Genomic DNA, 20,407 nt, shown 5'->3' with positions numbered 1-20,407 from the left:
GTGGCAGGAAGTGCAGGTGGCGCTAATGATAGTGCGCGATTTCCCCTGTGAACAGTGGTATGAATTGAAAAAAACAGTAACAACAACGGCCGGAAGTCCAAATATTCTTTGGATTTTCGGCCAGACCTTTAACCGTGATATCACAAAATGCGTATCAGCTTTGCAATTAGGGAAGGGGGAAGGCAGAGGTTGTATAATATTGAGGATTTTGGGGCGCTGAGGGACAGCGGTACGGCGGCGACTCAGGCTATTGCTGCTGCGGTTGCAGCCGCCATCCGGGATGGAGGGGGAACCGTCTATGTTCCCGCAGGAACCTTTCATACCGGAGCCGTACGTCTTGGCAGCAACATTGAGCTGCACCTGAGTGCCGGATCGGTGCTGAGCTTCAGTACCGATCCGGCAGACTACCCGGCAGTGGAAGCCCGCTGGGAAGGTGTCGGACGCCAGGTGCATTCTCCCTGTATCTATGCGGAGGATGCGGTGAATGTGTCCATTACCGGGAGCGGAACGCTGCAGGGAAACGGGGCGCCCTGGTGGTATAAGCACCGGGAGCAGCCTGAGGCGCTGGAGTATCCGCGCCCGACGCTGATCGGCCTGAACCGGTGCAGCCGGGTAACGGTAAAGGATGTGACCCTGCTCAATTCACCGAGCTGGACAGTCAATCCGATTGTCTGCAGCAATGTGACGATCGACAATATCTACATTCTGAATCCGGCGGATTCGCCGAATACAGACGGCATTAATCCCGAGTCCTGCTCCGGAGTGCGGATCAGCAACTGTCATATTGATGTAGGTGATGACTGCATCGCCATCAAGGCCGGGACGGAGGATACAGCGGAGCGCATTCCCTGTGAGAATATTTCAATAACGAACTGTACTATGGTGCACGGGCATGGGGCTGTTGTGCTGGGCAGTGAAATGAGCGGAGATATCCGCAATGTAACGATCAGCAACTGTGTATTCAAGGAGACAGACCGCGGCATCCGCATGAAGTCACGGCGCGGGCGCGGCGGAATCATTGAGGATATCCGGGTTAGTAATATCGTGATGGAGGGCGTAATCTGTCCGTTTACGATGAATCTGTACTATTTTTGCGGGCCCAGAGGGAAAGAAAAGTATGTCTGGGACAAACAGCCTTATCCGGTGACGGCGGAGACGCCGTGCTTCCGGAGGATACATTTTGCCAATATTACCGCCCGTAATGTTCATGCTGCCGCAGGCTTTCTGTATGGGCTGGCCGAGCAATATGTCTCGGAAATCAGCTTCACTGACGTCGATATTTCCATGGCTGAGGATGCTGTCCCAGGGCAGCCCGATATGATGGCTGGTCTTGCGGATATGAAAAAGCGCGGTTTTTTCCTCGGCAACGTACGGGATGTACGCTTTCAGCAAGTGACGGTCGCGAACCACGAAGGACCTGCATTTTATATCGAAAATGGTGAGGATGTAGAGGTACTGAACTGCCGCTCCTGGAACACAGCCAAGCCGGAAAAGCTGGTTGAGCAGGTGGAGGTAGTACCGGCGGAGATCTGAATGAATTAGGAAGTTGAAGCGGTATTTTATATGGACTGTGGCCGGGTGCGGCTACGGTCTTTTTTTGCTGGAGCGGACCGGTAAGACAGGCTGATGGGCTAACAGATTTGGAGGATATGCAGAGGATGGGGAGAGAATGGGTAATATAAGCTATAGCTGCTAAGTCAGGATATAGCCAGGTGATATTCTGTGAAAAGGAGGAAGACGATTCCTTTGCATTATGGAGCTCCATCGCATATAATTAGTACCAAGTACTAATACCAGATACTACTTCAAAAAACTATATGAGGTGATCGAAAATGAAGGGTGCAAAAATTACAGGCATCGGTTCCTATGTCCCGGCGCGTAAATTGACCAATCGTGATTTGGAGCAGATGGTAGAAACCAATGATGAGTGGATTGTCCAGCGGACGGGTATCCGTGAGCGCAGAATCAGCCGGGAGGATGAGTACACCAGCGATTTGTGTATTGCCGCTGTCCGGAATCTGCTGACCCGTTACGGAAAATCTGCAGCGGATATAGACATGGTGATCGTCGCAACCAGCACGGCGGATTTTTCTTTCCCCTCAGTAGCCTCTATTATCCAGCACCGGCTCGGTATTCCGCTTACAGCAGGGGCAGTTGACCTGAGCGCGGCCTGTGCAGGTTTTGTGTATGGACTGCATACTGCCCATGCATATGTAGCTTCGGGACTGCACCGTAAAGTGCTGGTTGTCGGAGCGGATGCACTCTCCAAAATTACCGATTACAGTGACCGCAGCACCTGCATCCTGTTCGGTGACGGGGCCGGGGCAGTGCTTGTAGAAGCAGATGAGCAGCAGGACCGCTTCCTCGGCTATCATCTCGGCAGTGACGGCGGCGGTGCGCATCATGTCTACCGTACCGGACTGTCGCATTCAGTGAATGGTGTAGATCTTGGCGATTCAGGTAAGCTGGTGCAAAATGGCCGTGAGGTGTTCAAATGGGCAGTCCGGACGGTTCCGCATGGCGTTCAGCAGGTGCTGGAGCATGCCGGTGCAACCCTCGAACAGGTAGACTGGTTCGTTCCGCACAGCGCCAATCTTCGGATCATTGAACCCGTCTGTGAACGGCTGAACTATCCGCTGGAGCAGGCATTGTACAGCCTGGAGTATTTCGGCAATACCTCTGCCGCAAGTATTCCGCTTGCACTCGATCTTGGCATCCGTGAAGGAAAGGTGCACAGCGGCCAGCGTGTTCTGCTCTACGGCTTCGGCGCCGGACTGGCGCATGCCGGTATTCTGACGGAGCTGCAGCTGGATGAACAGGTGGCGCCGCCGGATGTTTTGTAGCATATAGTCAGCTTGTCAGTTAAGCAACTTATAAGGCCGGACGGATAGCCCCTTTCTATATTTCACAAAAAATATACAAGGGGCGGCTGGCCTTCATCACACCTGGCTCCCTGCACCAGCATGAAGGATGTGCCGGGTATCCAAACTTTTACATTCAATATATATCCATGTTCCAACTACCTAAGCACTATACTTTGGGTTCCGCCAGCTAGTCAATTCTCCAAGCCCCGAACCCGAGTCCCGCTTTCCGAGCCAGTTCTCCAACCTCCGCACTTGAGTCCCGCTTTCCGAGCCAATTCTTCAAACCCCGTATTCGCGTCCCGCTACCAGAGTCAGTTCTCCAAGTCCCGCCAGCCGAGTCCCACCTCCCAAGCCCAGTCTCACGAATGCCGCTTCCCTAGACCCATTCCCTAAGTCCAGCCTTCCGTGCTTCCTCCCTCTTTTTCCCTACATAACCGAAAAATCATACCCAAAATCAGAAAAACGGCGCCTTGAATGCCTGTATGAAATGAGAGATTATATTATCGAAAACGTTTTCGGTTTTGGCAGCGAATCCGGTTTGTTGAATTAAGCGATTTTCGGTATTTGTGTTGGCTATAAACTCGAAATCATTCGGGGCTTGACAGTTGAGGCTGAAAGGGGGAGCCGCTGCGAGGTATCCTGCACATAATGCCCGTGATATTTTGCAGGATGATGTAGAGGATGTAGAGAATGATTGACGGGATGATGTAAAGGAAGATTAACCGCATGATGTAAAAGATGATTGAAGGATAGCCTGCAGAAAACCTGCAGATTTCAGATGCACATGTTGTGAAGTCCGGCTGTTATTCGGGGCGGGAGAATGTGAAGTTGAGTACGTTGTGTGGGGATGGCAGCGAAAGTGTGACTAGCAGACGGGGCACACGGGGCACACATAATTTAGTTGGAAAATCGCCAGTTAATGCTGCATTTTCGTGTTCTTCAAAGTGATTAGCTGGAAAAAGTCCAGCTATTTCGGCCCGTTTTGCCCCTTGACGGTGAAATAAGAGGGATTAAGTGGAGTTTTTCCCACTAAAATGTTTTTTTCGGCTTTCACCAGAGAATTAAGTGGCGAATTTCCACTTAAATGAGTTAGCGAGGGGAGATAGCAGGCGGCCGCGTTGCGGTGGACTCAGCAACTAGGCGAAGAAGTCGCTGCCAATCGCCAAAGCCGCCTGCTAGGCGCTGCGATGCAGAGGCTCGGGCGAAGAAGCGGCTGCCAATCGCCAAAGCCGCCTGCCAGGCGCGGCGATGCAGAAGCTCGGGCGAAGAAGCCGCCGCGAATCGCCAAAGCCGCCTGCTAGGCGCTGTGATGCAGAGGCTCTATCGCAGAAGCCGCCGCGAATCGCCAAAGCCGCCTGCTAAGCGCGGCGATGCTGCAGCTCAGCCCCGCAGACCGCTGCCGCAGGATTCGCGGACGATCAGTGCGGGCTCAACGACGAAGGAGCCGCCTTCGGACTGGTTGTTGATCAGGTCAAACAGCATGTGGGCGGCGAGTACACCCAGACGCTCTTTGTTCTGGCGGATGGTGGTCAGTGTAGGGCTGGTGTATTTGCAGGCCTCGATGTCATCACAGCCGATGACGGCCACATCCTCAGGAATCCGGAGGCCGTGCTCCTTCAAGGCCCGGATGGCACCGAGGGCCAGCAGATCGGAGGCGGCAAACACCGCCTTGGGCAGGGGGCCTCTTTCAATTAGCTGCTGCATAGCCGCATAGCCGCTAGGCTCAAAGAAGTCATCGCCATGGATGAACCAGCCGGGGTTAAGGGTCAGGCCGAAGCTCTCAATCGCCTTCATGTAGCCCGCCTCCCGCTGGCTGGAGATGCCGGAATCGCCCGTGCTGCCGATGAAGCCGAGCTCTCTGTGCCCGAGCAGATACAGATGCTCCACCACCTTGGATGCAATCTGATAGTTATCCGACATCACGTAGCCAGACTTATTGCCTTTTAGCTCCAGGTCAACGCCGATGCAGGGAATAGTGCTCATATCCAGGTCGTGGATGGCAGGCTCCATTTTTTCCCCGGAGATGATGACACAGCCGTCCACATGAAAATGAACACACCGGGAGTAGTAATCACCGCCGCTGACAAATTTTTCGTTGGAAAAGAAAATCAGATCGTAGCCGAGCACCCCCATCTGTTTCTTGAAGGAGTTCAGCACCTCGACGAAGAACGGGTGCGTAATCTCCACGTTGAGCTCACCGGCAAAAATGACGCCGATCAGATTGGATTTTTTAGTAGCCAGCGTTTTAGCGGAATTTGAGGGGGAGTACCCCGTCTGTTCAATGATTTCCAGAACCCTTTTCTTGGTTTTTTCGGAAACATCATTGTAGTTATTCATGATTTTCGAAACAGTGGATACGGATACCCCGGCCATTTCGGCAATTTTTTTGATATTCACTTGCATCCATTCCACCCTCCGCTTGATAAAGGAACCAGACCAGAAGACGGGTAAACTGCCGGTTTCAACTGGTTTTATAGCCTTGTCCGGTACTCCATATGGTTACAGTTAAGTCTATTCAACTTCTCCGGGCAAGTCAACGGTTATTGCATTGCCCAATACCAGTAAAGGGAAGAGATCCGGATAATGCCTGTCCTGTATTCAGAACAGGCAGAGAATGGACTGCATAACCGAAACCGATTTCGATTGATTTAATCAGCGATTCCGTAATCTAGAGGAGGATAACAGAGGATGAAAAAGAACATTTCAGCGGCGCTTGCTGCCGTCGTATTGGCGGCAGGTCTGCTGTCGCCCATGGGGAGCGGAGCTGCGGAGGCAGCAACGGAGCCTTCGGCTACAATTGCTCAGCAGTCTGCTGTAACTGATGAATTGAAAGCGTTTACCGATGTAAAGGCGGATCATTGGGCTGTCCAGTCACTGCAGCGCTGGGTAGGCATCGGCGTGATGAGCGGCTACGGGGATGGAACGATCCGGCCGAATACACAGATTACGAAGGCAGAGTTCGCAGTCATCATAAATCGTCTGTTCAACTATAAGACGGAGGCCTCTGCGCTTCCTGCCGATGCGGCAGGTAATCGCTGGTTCACAAGCGATATTGCCAAGGCGGTTGCCGCAGGGTATCTGAGTGCAGATGCGGACAATCTGATTCATCCGTCCGCAAAGCTGACCCGCGGCGAAGCTGCAGTGGCGCTGCAGAAGATTTTTCGTCTGGAAGCGGGCAAGCAGCCGGCGGTGTATACAGACCTGACGGCAGCAGGCAGTGAACTGGCCGGAGCGGTGTCGGCGCTTACTGCAGCAGGTTATGTGCAGGGCTATCCCGGGGGCTTATTCAAGCCGGAGGGTGCCATCACCCGTGCTGAGCTGGCCCGGACTACTGACCTGATGGTAGCGGGGCTGGTTACCTCTCCGGGGGAGGCTTCTCTGGGAACGGTAAAGGGGAACGTCGTGCTTAGCAGTGCCGATATTCTTTTGCAGAATACGGATATTGAAGGTAATCTCTATCTCACAGAGGGGATCGCTGAAGGAAAGGCCACGCTGGACGGAGTGGATGTGGAAGGGATAACCTATGTCCGCGGCGGCGGGGTACATTCGGTAAGCCTGCAGAACAGTAAGCTCGGAAAAGTGGAAGTGTCAAAACCGGCCGGCAGCATCCGCCTGCACGCCGCGGGCAGCACTGCAACAGGGACCGTATACCTGGGCTCCGGTGCAGTACTGGAGGAAGGGACGCTCACTGGAGCGGGCTTCACCGATGTCGAGATCGGCTCAGGCGTCAAAGAGGTCAGCCTGAAGGGGGATTTCAATACAGTCAGTACAGCGGACAGCACGACCGGCAGTCTGCTGCTGGGCTTCTCTGGTAAGCTGGCCAAGCTTAACCTGAGTACTCCAAGCCGGATTGTGCTGGCAGATAACGCCCGGGTAGGAGAGCTCCTGCTTTCTGCCAACGCCTCGGGGACAGCTATTCAGGGCAGCGGCAGCTTCGGGAAGGTAACCAACAATGCTGACGGTGTTACGAGCGGCGGCGTTCCCGTTGCCAAAGGCAGCAGCAGTGAATTAAAGGCTGCTGCTCCGGCACTTGTAAGCGGCGGAGGCTCCTCCGGCGCTACCGCATCGCCGGCACCTACAGCAACTGCGGCGCCGCAGCCGACGGCCACACCAACACCGGCAGCCGGCATGTGGACAATGGTATGGAGCGACGAATTCAACGACGGCAGCATTGATCCGGAGAAGTGGACCTATGATCTGGGCGACGGTACTGCAGTCGGCAATCCCGGCTGGGGCAATAATGAGCTGGAATGGTACACCGACGATGAGAAGAATGTAAAAGAAGCAGACGGTAATCTGGTTATTACCGCACATAAGGAATCTGTAAACGGCAAGGAATATACCTCTTCACGGATCAAGACCAAGGGGCTGTTCAGCAAGAAATACGGCAAGTTTGAGATCCGGGCAAAAGCACCGACCGGTAAAGGCCTGTGGCCGGCCATCTGGATGCTGCCGGAAAACTATGAGTATGGCAACTGGGCCGCTTCCGGTGAAATTGATATTATGGAGGGCTGGGGCAGCCGGCCTGACACCGTTGCCGGTACTATTCATTACGGCGGATTCTGGCCGGATAATGTATATTCCGGCAAAGAATATGTTTTCCCGGATAACGGAACCATCGCCGACTACCATACTTATTCCCTTGAATGGGAGCCGGGAGAGCTCCGCTGGTACGTGGACGGCGTATTGTTCCAGACCAAAAATGACTGGTACAGCATCAGCGTCGGCCAGCCGGCGAACAATGCCTATCCGGCTCCGTTTAACCAGGAGTTCCATCTGCTGATGAATCTGGCCGTAGGCGGCAACTTTGACGGCAATCCGACTCCGGAGACGGTGTTCCCGCAGTCGATGTCTGTCGATTATGTGCGTGTGTATGAGCTGACCGGCCGTGAATACCGTGAGCCTGTACCTGTAACGATTGCGAAGGAGCCTTATCCGGAGGGCTCGCTTGCTCCAACCGAAGACGGCAACTTCATTCACAACAGCGGCTACACCGAGCAGAAGGAAGGGGATGCCGGCATGGGCATTCCGAATACGGCGCATTGGGTATTGTACAAGGAAGCAGGAGCTGCCGCAGCAGCGAGCCTTGAACCGGTCGGCGGTCAAAATTTCCTGAAGGTGGACATCAGCAGCGCCGGCGGAAATTCTTACTCCATCCAGCCGCAGGCTATTGTATCGCTGGCTAAAGGCAGATTCTACAAGCTCAGCTTCGATGCCAAAACGGATACGGAGCGGAGCATTAATGTCAGACTGACAGGCGGGGAGTCGCGCGGCTATCAGGCGTACTCGCCCGGACTCAAGGCCGAGCTGACCGGAACGATGACGCACTATGAAACGATGTTCCAGATGAAGGAGAATTCGGATATTGCAGCACGGGTTGAATTTAACCTGGGTACGAATACAGCTCCGGTATGGCTGGGTAATGCCCGCCTTACGGAGATCGGCAGTATCCCGTTCGAGCATGACAGTGCCAAAACGCCGCTGGGCAGCGGCAATCATCTGTACAACGGAACCTTTGATCTTGGAGGCGTTGACCGTCTTGGCTTCTGGCATACCGCCGCATCCGGCGGAGCGGAAGTAGGCAGCGCAGTGGACGGCAATGGGCATCTTCAGCTGCAGATTATAGGCAGCGGAGCTGAAGGAGCCGATGTACGGCTGTTGCAGAAAGGGATTTTCCTGGTGGACGGCCAGGATTACAAGCTGACTTTTGACGCCGAGGTATCTGCTGCACGAACTGCGGTAATTGAGCTGCTTGGCAAAGACGGCACGTTGTATGCATCCAAGGAAGTACAGCTGGCAGCAGGGGCGCAGAGCATCACCGCCGAATTCAAGGGACTGGCCGCCGGAGCTGCCGACCATGAAGGCCAGTTTGTCCTCCGGCTTGGCGCCGCAACAGGTACCATGCAGCTGGATAATTTCGTGCTGCTGCGGACCAGCACCTATTACGATCCGTCGCTTGTGTATTATCCGCTGGTGAACGGGGACTTCAGCTTCGGCTTCAGCAGCTGGGAACGCCTGCTGACCGAGCAGGGCGGACAGAGTGCGGCTGCGGTGACTGACGGGGCGGCCAAATTCAGTATAACCAATACCGGCAGCCAGAACTACTCAGTCATGCTGTTCCAGAACGGGCTGAAGGCATCGGCCGGAGCGGAATATGTGATTGAATTCGATGCCAAGTCTACTGTTCCCCGTAAGATCGGCATTAACGTAGAGAATGGATCGTATGCGGCCTCCTTCACTAAGCTCATTGAGGTAACGCCGGAAGGCGCCCATTACACATACGAGTTCCGGCAGGGCATAAAGGATACACTTTCGCTGAAATTCCTCCTGGGCAAGGTGGACGGCGTCAGTATTCCGGATGCGCATGATGTCATTATTGATAATGTGAAATTCCAGATCAAAGGCGCCCCGGCTAAGCCGCAGGAGCTGCTTGCTGACAGCAGCAATAACCGGACGGGACAGCCGGTCCAGCTACAGTTCACTGACAATGAAACCTGGCGGAGCAAGATTCAGGGGGTTAGAGTGAATGAAGCTGCACTCACCCCTGCGCAATACAGTATTGAGCCCGGCGTGATTACGATTAACGCCGCCGCTTTTCCAGCAGAAGGAAGCTATATCATTACGGTCGAAGCGGAAGGTTACGTCCCTGCGGCGGTAACGCAGGTCATTCTGGCGGGCGGCAGCAATCTGGTGGTGAACGGCTCGTTCACAAGCGGAACCGCCGGCTGGAATACGTGGTCTGGTGAAGGCGGAGCAGCAGTGTTAAGTGTAACGGATGGTGCGGCAAATATTGACATCGGCGCAGCCGGAAGCCAGCTCTGGGCTAACCAGTTATTCCAGGAAGGTATCCAGCTGCAGGCCGGTAAAACCTATGAGCTTAGCTTCAAAGCCAAATCGACGGTGCCGCGGCAGATAATTGTGGAATACAGCGGTACCTCCGCTGCCTCCCAGCAGGCAAAATTTGATATCACGGCCACCTGGGCGACTTACAGCGCGCAGTTTACCGTCGCTGACAACAGCCCGCTGAAGCTGAATTATCTGATTGGTGCCACAGCAGGGGCGGATACAACAGCCAATAGAACTGCGCACATCCTGTCACTGGACGATATCGTTATTAGCGAAGTGACCGGCAATACACCAGGCCAGCCGGTAAGCGGCACGCTGGATAACGGAACCTTTGATGCGGCGAAGGGGCTGGAAGGCTGGACGCAGTATTTTGACGGAACCGGCTCTGCCGGGGCTTTGAACGGGGAGCTGGCCGTTGGCCTTACCGGAACAGGCAATGCAAGCTATAGCGCGCAGGTAGACTATGCTGACCTGAAGCTGGAGCAGGGTAAAACCTACCGGCTGACCTTCCAGGCCCGCTCCGATATTGACCGCCTGATTGAAGTAGCGGCCGAACATAAGGGCGGTGATTATACGAAGTATCTGCCTGCGGAGAGTGTTGCCTTGACCGGTGAAATGAAGGAATTCAGCTATACCTTCACCATGAGCGGCGGAACGGACACCTTGGTGCATGTGGTTTTCCTGATGGGGCTGATTACGGGCAACAGCCAGGCTACGAACACGGCAATCAGCGCCGGCAACCGGATTGTAATGGATAATGTTGTGCTCGAAGAGGTGTTGTAACAAGAGGACGGAGCCGGACTGCGTTCAGGTTGGAATCAAAAAAGCACTAAAGGCCGCAGCCCTTGAAGGGACTGCGGCTCTTTGGCGTGCAGGCGGGAAGTAACAGGGTGCCAGTGTAATTTTTTCACTGAATGTAAGACATACTTTAATAAGCGTTTAGGTTTCTTTAGGAATCAGTTCAAAAATCTTGCCGGTTTCCAGCGCCTCAATCAGCTTCAGCAGCCAGCGGTAGTATTTGATGGCTTCCATAATCTTCTCTTCATCGTTTATCAAAAGACGCAGTATTTCGGCATTCTCCGCATATTCAGCCTGCATGTTCCTGATTTCGGTGAGTGATTTGGTTAAGGCGATCATATTGCCTTCAACCGCTTTTCTCCACTTGATCGAGAAATAATCGCTGAAGTTCTGATGCCAGTCGGGCACGACCTCGAACAGGTCCTTGCGCGTGCCTTTTCCCCATACTTTATCGATCATCTTCAGATCCAGCAGCGTGCGGACGCCTGTGCTCATGGATGTCTTGCTCATTCCCATGGTGTGGCTCAATTCGTCCAGCGTTACCGGGCCTTCGTTAAAGTACATATAACCATATAAATGTCCGATAGACAGCGTTATTCCGTATAAATCCATGTTTTTGCCGATAGAATCAATCACCCGCTCGCGGGCCTTGCTGATTCTGTTTATCTGCTCGGGCTCAAGCCCTTCTAAATCGTTCATGGTGTCCCTCCTGAGGATTAGGCTGATAGACTGCAAACCTCTCAAATGTATTGTAAACAAATCCTCTTCAATAAGTAAAGAATGTACCTGAAACGAAATATGGAGAAAAACAGAGTATTCTTTATGTAAAGTACGTAAAGTTAAAACTGTACACTAAATTTTTAGCGTATACGGGCTTTGCGTCCTATTTCACAACTCCGCTACACTTATTGAGGAGCAAGTGCCTGAATAACGAAAAGGGGAAAAGGAGGTCACCATGGCAATTATAGAGGTGAAACAACTAACCAAAGTATTCGGTAACGATGCAGGACGCGCCCTTCCATTATTGGAGCAGGGGTGGTCCAAAGAGAAGATTGCCCGTGAGGCCAAGCTGACCGTAGGGGTCAACAAAGCTGAATTCAGCATTAGTGAAGGTGAAATTTTTGTCATTATGGGCTTATCGGGGAGCGGCAAATCGACGCTTGTCCGGTTATTGAACCGTTTGATTGAGCCTACCGGCGGCCAGGTTTTATTTAAAGGCAAGGATGTAGTCCGGATGAGCTCTGAGGAGCTGCGGACGTTCCGGCGTAAAAATATCGGGATGGTATTCCAGAAGTTCGGCCTGTTTCCGCACCGCAGCGTGCTGGCCAATGCCGAATACGGACTTGAAGTACAGGGTGTAGACAAAAAAGAGCGCACCCGGCGTGCCATGGAGGCACTGGAGCTTGTCGGACTGAAGGGCTGGGAGAACCACCGCCCCGATCAGCTTAGCGGCGGTATGCAGCAGCGTGTGGGTCTGGCCAGAGGATTGGCCAATGATCCCGATATTCTGCTTATGGATGAAGCATTCAGTGCGCTTGACCCGCTGATCCGCAAGGATATGCAGCAGGAGCTGCTGGAGCTGCAGGCAAGAGTGAAGAAAACAATTGTGTTCATCACCCATGATCTGGACGAGGCGCTGCGTATCGGTGACCGGATAGCCCTGATGAAGGACGGTGTAATCGTACAGATCGGTACACCGGAGGAAATCCTGATTCAGCCGGCCAACAAGTATGTGGAGCGCTTCGTCGAGGACGTGGATTTGTCTAAGGTACTGACTGCGGCGCATGTAATGCGCCAGCCGGAAATGATCCGGCCGGAGCGCGGACCGCGTGTAGCCCTGCAGCTGATGCGGGACAGCGGCGTGTCCAGCCTGTATGTGGCAAATAATGAAATGAAGCTGCAGGGCGTTGTTACGGCAGACGATGCGGCTAGAGCGCTGAAGGAAAACCTCAGCATTCTGGAGGTTATGCAGCGGGAGATTCCCCGTGTGCGTCCGGAAACGCTGCTGAATGATCTGTTTGAGCTGATGTCGGCGACCCATCTGCCCGTTGCAGTGGTCGATGAGAACGACAGGCTGAAGGGGATCGTGATTAAAGGAGCCGTGCTGTCCGCACTTGCCGGCAATGCGGTTCCAGAAGGAGGTGCTTTGGTATGAACATACCCAAACTCCCTATAGGCCAGGGCATTGAATGGATTGAGGATTGGCTGATGACTTACTTCGGCCCGCTGTTCGACCTGATTCATGCGGTTATCGGCGGGATGGTGACCGGGATTGAAGCGGCGTTGACCTTTCTGCCGGCCATCGTACTGACCCTTATTATAGCTGCGCTTGCCTACTGGATCGGCAAATGGCGGATGGCACTGTTTGCGGTGGTCGGGCTGCTCCTGATCGACAACCTCGGCTTGTGGAACCCGTCGATGCAATCGCTGGCGCTGGTGCTGACTGCCTCGGTGCTGGCCGTACTGATCGGCGTGCCGGTCGGTGTGTTATGTGCCCAGAGCAAGACTATACAGAACATTGTTACGCCTGTGCTTGATTTCATGCAGACGATGCCGGCGTTTGTCTATCTGCTGCCGGCGGTATCCTTTTTCTCACTGGGCGTAGTGCCCGGGGTTATCGCTTCCATTATATTTGCGATTCCGCCGACGATCCGGCTGACCAATCTGGGTATCCGTCAGGTATCGGAGGAGCTGGTTGAGGCTGCGGATGCCTTCGGCTCCACATCGGGACAGAAGCTGTTCAAGCTTCAGCTGCCGATAGCGATGCCGACCATCATGGCCGGGATTAACCAGACGATTATGCTGTCGCTGTCCATGGTCGTTATCTCATCGATGATTGGCGCCCAGGGTGTAGGTGCATATGTCTACCGGGCCGTATCGCAGGCCAAGACCGGAGCAGGCTTTGAAGCCGGGATAGCGATTGTTATTATCGCCATTCTGCTTGACCGTCTGACCCAGAAGCTGTTCAAAACCAAGCAACAAAACTAATCAAACCATAGGAGTGTGAGTGATTAATGAAGAAGAAAAGCATAGGATTACTGTTGACTGTTCTGCTGGTGGTGGCTGCTTTAGCCGGATGTTCGTCCGGATCAGGCGGTAACAAGACGGTGAAGCTGGCTTATGTGGCCTGGGACTCAGAGATTGCAAGCACTTATGTTGTAAAAGAAGTCCTTGAATCGAAGCTCGGCATGTCTGTAGAAATGCTGCAGGTCGATGCCGGCCCGATGTGGGCTGGTATTGCTGACGGAAGTGCAGATGCGATGGTTGCCGCCTGGCTGCCAAGCACACATGCATCCTACCTGGAACAATACGGCAGCAAGCTTGAAGATCTGGGCCCCAACCTGGACGGAACCAAAACCGGACTTGCCGTTCCAACCTACATGGATATTAACTCTATCGAGGATCTGAAAAATGCGGAGCTGGCGGGAACGCTGCAGAACCGGATCGTCGGCATTGAGCCGGGAGCAGGCATTATGATGGCTACCGAGAAGGCGATTGAGGCATATGGCTTGAGTGATTATACACTGCTTGAAAGCTCGTCCGCAGCCATGGTTCAGGAGCTGGAAAAATCTTATCAGAATAATCAGCCTATTGTTGTGACCGGATGGACCCCGCACTGGATGTTTGCCAACATGGACCTGAAATATCTGGAAGACCCCCAGGCTGTATACGGCGGGGCTGAACAGATTCATACTATGGTGCGTACAGGGCTGAATGAGGATATGCCTGAGGTATATAGCTTCCTGGACCAGTTCAACTGGACTCCTGAGGATATGGAGCAGGTTATGGTTGATATTGCAGGCGGCCAGTCACCGGAGGACGCGGCAAAAAAATGGGTCGATGGGCATGAGGAGCAGGTCAATGCCTGGATCGCTTCTGCGCAGTAATAGCGGATAAGAAGCAGGAGAGACTTTTGCAGCAGTAAATAATGTGTGCTATGATGAAAAGAACATATGGCTACAAAACTGTAATTTTTCAGCCGATGATTGTTCTTTACATACAATTTCATACGTAATTATGATCTGTAATAAACACCCCGTAAGGGGTGTTTTTCTTGAACTCTGATAAATCTTTATGAATAATTAGCCGAGCTGATGCAGCAGTGCCGGGAAAGGAGACAGCTCCATGACAGAAATGATTAACGGCTGGATTGACTGGCTGCTGCAGAGTATGGGCTTAAGCGGGCCTTATATTTTGCTGGCGACAGTCCCGCTAACACTGCTGCAAAGCCTGTTCGGATTTTTTCCGCTTGCTATACTGATTGTACTTCATGTATCCGAGTTCAATATCATCGGAGGTATGCTGGTCAGCTGGATGGCCTGCAATCTGGGTTCGGTCCTCATCTATTTCCTGTTCCGCAGATATTTGTACGGCTGGTTTGACCGCAAATGGAGATCCAAGCTGAAGCGTTACGATAAGTGGCAGCGTTACCTGGACCGGTATGGGATCTGGACGCTGGTGCTGCTGCGTACAGTTCCTATTATGCCCAGCAATATTATTAATTTTATGGCCGCGGTTTCCCCGATTAAGGTGTCCGCTTATATCTGGGGGACGGTGCTCGGCAACCTGTCCTATATCTGGCTGTTCGGGACGATCGGCTCTTCACTGATCGTTCCGCGCGAGGAATGGAGAGGATTCCTGGGCTGGTATGCGGTATTTATCGCTGTTCTGCTGGCAGTTTTTGTACGCCGCCACTGGGGACATCTGCAGGAGGATAAGCGCAGCAGGATGCAGTAGGAAGCATCAGGCAAAGAAGGATTAAGGTTCACTGCTGGGACCCTGATGGTGTAAAAGAGAACATTATACGAGGCTTAGGAACGCTTTTCACAGTGACGGCACTGGGAGGGCGTTCTTCTTTTTTGTCCTATGCCTGAATACCCTATAGTAATTGGCGGCGGCTTGGCCGCAGCAATACCGGGAGGGGACAGAAAAGCATGGGCAGAATTCGGAAATGGGGAGGCCGGCGGGCAGCGCTGCCGGGTCTGCGCCGCCTGGGCCGTCTGCGGCTGCCGGGGATCAGCGGGGGAGGCCTGCCGCGGCCTGCCGGGCGGAGTGCGTCCTTTAAGGCAAAGCCCTCACGGGCCGGCATGGCACAGCCGGCGGGACGCAGTGCAGGCTTCAAGGCTAAGCCGGCACGGACGGGGCTGTGGTGGCCGGCGGGATGGAAAACGCGCAGCGGGCAGGGAAGCTTGTACGAGGAGCGTACTCCGTCCGGCTCGTGGATGCCGGGCAGTAGCCGGAGCACAGGAGTGTTGTCTGCAGCGCAGGGAAGTGCTGGCGGTTTCAAGGGCAGAGGAAGGCTGTTCGGCCGGAACAGCGGTAACGGAAGCGCAAGTCCGGCCCGTCCGCGCAGGCGGGGAAGCTTCTGGCTTATTCTTAGCCTGGTTCTGGCTATCGGAGTGCTGCAGGGTCTGCGGTATGTGGAGCAGCATCTGCGTCCGCCGATCATTCATCTGGCCCAGATCCGTGTTAAGCAGATTGCTACCGAATCCATTAATAAGGCTATAACCTCCCAGGTTGCGGATGGCGGAGATGCGGAGGCGCTGATCGACTGGAAAACAGACAATAACGGCAAAATTTCAGGCTTCATGCTCAACTACAGGGAGCATATGCGGATAACCTCGCAGGCGGCGGAGGTTATCCAGAGCACCCTGCAGGAGCTGCACAACCGGACAGAGCATATTCCGCTGGGCCAGGCGCTGGACAGCCCGCTGATCGCCTCCTTCGGGCCCGACGTGCCGATCAAGATTGAGCCGCAGGGGGCAGTCAAGGTAGAGCTCAATACCCGCCAGAAAAATGCGGGGATCAATATGATTCTTGTCGAGGTATACATTCATATCGTCACCGAGGTTGCGGTTGTTGTTCCTTTTGACATGGAGCCGCAGGTGGTTGATACGGAGATTCCGGTGTCTTACCTGATGGTGGTCGGCGATGTGCCGATGTATTATTATGACAATCAGGGCAACCCTGTCGGGGATAACGGCAGCAGTGCACCGGGCATCGCCATCCCGGCTCCGGGCCAGAGCACAGATAAGCACGGAGCAGCGGACAGCGGCGCAGGCGGGGGAGCAGGTAACAGCTCCGGCACAGGCAGCGGCGCCGGCAACAGCGGGAAGGAGATGCCGTCAGGCAACGCCGGGGCTCCGTCTTCGGGTCCGGATAATGCTGCCGGCGGGGGCAATGCAGCGGACAGCGGCGGCAATGCCGGAGGTGGAGCCGGGGAATAGCAGCGTGACAGCGGATCGGCCTGACGCAAGAGGAAATGGAATAAAATAGGGATAATGCCGAAGCCGGCTCATACACTATAGGTAGCAAAGTTTTTATCTGATGGAGTGTGAACCGGAATGTCTTATAATGCTGAGGCTAAAGCGGATGTGGTCAGTCCGGAACGGCTGGCTGGAAGATACAGTTACCTTGAGCGGGAAGGGCTGCTGCCGCTGCCGGCCAAGGATGGTGTGACGATTGTAGTAGAGCTTGCGCATAAGGAGTGGGCGGAAGAATGTCTGAAGCGGCTGCTGCTGTATTCCGGTCCTGCTGTCCGCCTGACAGGAGTGGTGATGAAGGAGGACTTTCCGCTGGAACCGCTGCTTAAGCAGTTCTCTGCAGAGACAGAGCTGTCCTTTCTTCCTTATGAGCGCGGAAATTACCGGACCAATGAGGCCTTGGCAGATGCCCGGACCTCTTTTGTCGTACTGGTGGAGGATCGGGTGATGGTCACCTCGGGGTGGCTTGGCGAACTGCTGTGGCCGGCTATTGATGATCCGGCAGTCTTCGTTACAGCGCCTTGCTCCGCAGCGGAGGAACAGGAAGGCAGGGCAGTGCTGCGTTTTGGCAATGATCTTGAACTGTCCGCTTATGTCAATCACCAGCTGAGCCGCCGCCGGGGAGAATGGCAGGAGGTCCAGGTGCTGAGCGGGCCCTGCCTGATCATTACCCGTGACATCCTGCAGCGGACCGGCGGGTTGGATGCCTCGCTCGGTGAGCGGCGGTACATCATTGCCGACTGGTGTCTGCGCGCCCGCCAGCTGGGTGCAAGGCTTGCGCTCAGCAGCGCGTCGTATGTACATGTCCTTCAGCCGCTGGAAGGCAACACCGGACAAACGGATGGCGGAGAACAGGCTGCATACGCTGAAGCGGGGCGGGCTTATTGTGCCAAATGGAGACTTCCGGATGAACGTCTGCGGGAAGCCGGGCTGCCGGTTCCCGGGGAGCTGTCTGCACTAGAACGGCAGCCGGCAATACCGCTGGGCAGAACAGCCGCAGCGCTGCCGCTTGTGACGGCAGTAGTGTATTTTGAAGACAAATGGCCGGCTGCGGCATCAATGCAGCGCCAGCCTTTGCTGCAGGCGCAGCAGAGCTACGGGAATATACGCTGGGTCAGTGTGCGGGACAGCTGGGCTGATACCTCGCCTGATTTTCCTGTCCATGAACAGGATACCGTTATCACGGTGCAGGGGGAGAAGCTGTGGCTGCGTGCACTTGAGAGCTTTTCCGCCATGTACCAAAGCGAAGTGACGGTCTACTTGTCCGCATCCGTTAGCTATGACAGTGAATATGTAACCCGGATTGTGAAGGCTCTGCAGCACAGCTCTGCCGCTTTGATCGTCAGCGCAGCGCCGGGACTTGCAGAATCTGAGCTGCCAAGCTACCCGGAACGGGGCGCAGCGGCAGTGCTGCCGCTTGAGCGTACTGCACACCGGGGAGGCATTATGCCGGGCCGGATTGTGAAAAGGGAGTCCTCCCGCCGCAGTCTTCTGCTCTGTCCGGGTCCGGAGCTGGCGGTAGGCTACATAGCAGGGGGACCTGCTTCGGGAGCCGGCGGCTCCGTGAATGATAATCTGCCTTCTGACGGAGAGGAGGGGACACGGACGTGAACTATATTATTTTCAGCGGGGTCTCCTGGGAAGCATACAGCTACAAAAGACTGCTGGACGTTTTGCCTGAGCGGGAGGATGTTGTTTTTGCAGGGAAAATGAGTTCCTCCGAGCAGGCGGAGAGCGGCATCCGTTCCCTGTCTCTGGAAGAAATCTATAGGCTCCCGGTAAAAGATTTCACGGTGCTGGTCTCCTCACCCTATTGGCTGCAGGATGTGCTGGCACTGTCGCCGGCCTTTGTGGTGGCTCTGCTGGAGCACTGTCCTGAAGGGGAAGACAGCAGCTTGTGGGATAAATACAGCGGAGTGCTGGCTGCACAAGCCGATCTGACGGCAACGGCCTCGGAGCGGCTGTATCTGGAGCAGCTGCTGAGCCGGAGCGGTGTTGTCTATCTCAGCGGGGACAGTCCGTTGTCCTACGGGATTATCCGCAGGGGAGAACGGCTGTATTTTCTGGCGGATTATGAGGCGGTCTGGAAAAGATCGCTTGAGGAGCTGTGGCATCCGCAGGATAAGGCTGCTGCCGTGGAGCCGTGGGCCGGAATTCAGCTCAGGCACCGGACTGAGTATTATCTGTCCATGTGTACGAAGCTGCCAAAGCAGCCTACGGTGCATTATCTGGCTGCGTCTTATCTGTATTTGCTCGGAGATGAGCGTGCGGCGCAGCTGCTGACCCGTTCCTTCGAGCTGATGCTGCTCCATGACTACACGGATTGCCTGCATTCGCATTACCGCTTTTTTTCAGCAATGGAAGCGAAGCGCGGCAATCTGGAGCTGGCTGTCCGCCAATATGAGATTACTGCGTTCACTGCAGAAGAACGGGCGGTATCGGAGCAGCTGCATCACTGGCTGGACAGCGGCCGGCGTGAACTGGTGCAGGCGGAGCTCTACCGGTTGAATGAGGACGGGGCTGCGGCCATACGTCTGCTGGAATTAGCGGCAGATCCGGAGGCCAGGTCCCTGCTGCTGCTTAATTATACGGATACTTTTCAATGGGAAAAAGCACTCCGGCTGCAGCAGGAGCCCGAAAGCACAGCCGGTGACCCGGCTTCAGCGGTGCTCCAGGGAAGCGGGGCGGCCATCTCCATCCTCCAGCAGATTCCGGTAATGGAAGGGACGTTATATCTGCTGTACGGAAAAAGGCACGCGGCGATCCGCAGTTTCCTGCGGGCGGCTGGGGCGGATCAGGGAGCCCGGGCGCTTTTTGCGGAAATGGCTGATCTGGAGGAGGCAGTCGGACGATTAAGGGGGAGAATAGCAGATGATGAGGTCTAGACCGCTGCGCAAAGCCTCCGGGAACCGGCTGACCGCAATGATGCAGGTTCGCAACGAGGCCGGGCGTTATCTGGAGCAGGTGCTGGAGGAGCTAAGCGATTTCGTGGATGAAATCGTCATTGTCGATGACGGCAGTACGGACGGCACGGCACGGCTGTGCCAATCTTTTGCCAAGGTAACGAAGCTGGTGACGCTGGAGAGTCCGCTGTTCAGCCGGGAATGGGAGCTGCGGCAGACGCTGTGGGAGCTCGCGGTATCCACCGGGCCCGACTGGCTGCTGTCCGTGGATGCTGACGAGTTCTATGAAGAAGCGGCAAAGCGGGAGATGCGCCGGCTGATCGATCAGGATGTCTACGACTGGGTAGGCTTCCGGCTGTACGATTTCTGGGGCGGCACCACCCATTACCGTGAAGATGAGCACTGGAATATCCACACGAAGCATACCCGTACGCTGGTCCGTTATTTGCCGGATTTTCATTATTTTACGCCGCGGATGGATCATCATGTGCCCCGGCTTCCGCTGTCTTATGCGGTGCTGCCCGGTTTTCTGGCTGAGCTGCGGGTGAAGCATTACGGCTGGGCGCTGTCCCCGGAAGAGCTGCGGGGTAAATACGAGCGCTACATGGATTTGGACCCCGAAGGCCGGTGGGGCAGCCTGGAGCAGTACCGCTCCATTCTGGATGAGCATCCGCGGCTGGTGGAGTGGCAGGGGAAAGATGTTTCCTACTAAAATAAGAATAAGGCTGCCGGG

Annotated in this window: 13 protein-coding genes; 11 read left to right on the top strand and 2 right to left on the bottom strand. The window is 54.8% G+C overall.

Annotation, left to right across the window (positions count from 1 at the left end; translation table 11 throughout):
- The first annotated feature begins 147 nt into the window (after positions 1-147).
- On the top strand, positions 148-1,533 hold the full coding sequence (locus tag R70331_RS25615) for a glycoside hydrolase family 28 protein (RefSeq protein ID WP_042180537.1): 1,386 nt from the start codon (positions 148-150) through the stop codon (positions 1,531-1,533).
- Positions 1,534-1,832: 299 nt separating this feature from the next.
- Positions 1,833-2,843, top strand: a complete 1,011-nt coding sequence (locus tag R70331_RS25610; protein WP_042180535.1) for a ketoacyl-ACP synthase III — start codon at positions 1,833-1,835, stop codon at positions 2,841-2,843.
- A 1,401-nt stretch (positions 2,844-4,244) separates the two neighbouring features.
- Here the strand turns inward: R70331_RS25610 and R70331_RS25605 are convergent.
- Entirely contained in the window at positions 4,245-5,261 is a 1,017-nt protein-coding gene (locus tag R70331_RS25605) for a LacI family DNA-binding transcriptional regulator (protein WP_042183246.1), read from the bottom strand.
- A gap of 291 nt (positions 5,262-5,552) precedes the next feature.
- Between R70331_RS25605 and R70331_RS31290 the strand changes: the two genes are divergently transcribed.
- Positions 5,553-10,493 (top strand): carbohydrate binding domain-containing protein, encoded by a 4,941-nt coding sequence (locus R70331_RS31290; protein ID WP_081947751.1) that lies wholly within the window; start codon positions 5,553-5,555, stop codon positions 10,491-10,493.
- 156 nt (positions 10,494-10,649) lie between these two features.
- Here R70331_RS31290 and R70331_RS25595 read toward each other — a convergent pair whose 3' ends face one another.
- Entirely contained in the window at positions 10,650-11,207 is a 558-nt protein-coding gene (locus R70331_RS25595; protein ID WP_042180533.1) for a GbsR/MarR family transcriptional regulator, read from the bottom strand.
- A gap of 256 nt (positions 11,208-11,463) precedes the next feature.
- On the opposite strand from R70331_RS25595, the gene R70331_RS25590 reads away from it, so the two are divergent.
- The 8 genes from R70331_RS25590 to R70331_RS25555 all read left to right on the top strand — a co-directional run bounded on the left by R70331_RS25590 (position 11,464) and on the right by R70331_RS25555 (position 20,386).
- Complete coding sequence (locus R70331_RS25590) at positions 11,464-12,663, top strand: quaternary amine ABC transporter ATP-binding protein (RefSeq protein WP_042180531.1); 1,200 nt, start codon at positions 11,464-11,466, stop codon at positions 12,661-12,663.
- Positions 12,660-13,496 (top strand): ABC transporter permease, encoded by an 837-nt coding sequence (locus R70331_RS25585; RefSeq protein WP_042180529.1) that lies wholly within the window; start codon positions 12,660-12,662, stop codon positions 13,494-13,496. Before R70331_RS25590 ends, R70331_RS25585 begins: the two co-directional genes overlap by 4 nt.
- A 26-nt stretch (positions 13,497-13,522) precedes the next feature.
- The gene (locus tag R70331_RS25580; protein ID WP_042180526.1) at positions 13,523-14,395 is read left to right on the top strand and encodes a glycine betaine ABC transporter substrate-binding protein; all 873 of its coding nucleotides are present in this window, start codon (positions 13,523-13,525) and stop codon (positions 14,393-14,395) included.
- A gap of 238 nt (positions 14,396-14,633) precedes the next feature.
- Positions 14,634-15,245, top strand: coding sequence for a TVP38/TMEM64 family protein (locus R70331_RS25575; RefSeq protein ID WP_042180524.1), 612 nt, complete (start codon positions 14,634-14,636; stop codon positions 15,243-15,245).
- A gap of 485 nt (positions 15,246-15,730) precedes the next feature.
- Positions 15,731-16,735: a sporulation protein YunB gene (gene yunB, locus R70331_RS31285; protein ID WP_081947891.1), complete on the top strand. Its 1,005-nt coding sequence runs from the start codon at positions 15,731-15,733 to the stop codon at positions 16,733-16,735.
- A gap of 117 nt (positions 16,736-16,852) precedes the next feature.
- The gene (locus tag R70331_RS25565; protein WP_042180522.1) at positions 16,853-18,382 is read left to right on the top strand and encodes a glycosyltransferase family protein; all 1,530 of its coding nucleotides are present in this window, start codon (positions 16,853-16,855) and stop codon (positions 18,380-18,382) included.
- The gene (locus R70331_RS25560; protein ID WP_042180519.1) at positions 18,379-19,656 is read left to right on the top strand and encodes a hypothetical protein; all 1,278 of its coding nucleotides are present in this window, start codon (positions 18,379-18,381) and stop codon (positions 19,654-19,656) included. Before R70331_RS25565 ends, R70331_RS25560 begins: the two co-directional genes overlap by 4 nt.
- Complete coding sequence (locus tag R70331_RS25555) at positions 19,643-20,386, top strand: glycosyltransferase (protein WP_042180516.1); 744 nt, start codon at positions 19,643-19,645, stop codon at positions 20,384-20,386. The genes R70331_RS25560 and R70331_RS25555 overlap by 14 nt, the downstream gene beginning before the upstream one ends.
- The last annotated feature ends 21 nt before the right edge of the window (positions 20,387-20,407 follow it).

Origin of the sequence: Paenibacillus sp. FSL R7-0331 (assembly GCF_000758645.1) — a bacterium.
GTDB lineage: Bacteria > Bacillota > Bacilli > Paenibacillales > Paenibacillaceae > Paenibacillus_AQ > Paenibacillus_AQ camerounensis.
The sequence above is the reverse complement of the archived record's forward strand: the minus strand, read 5'-3'. Positions and strand labels throughout refer to the sequence as shown.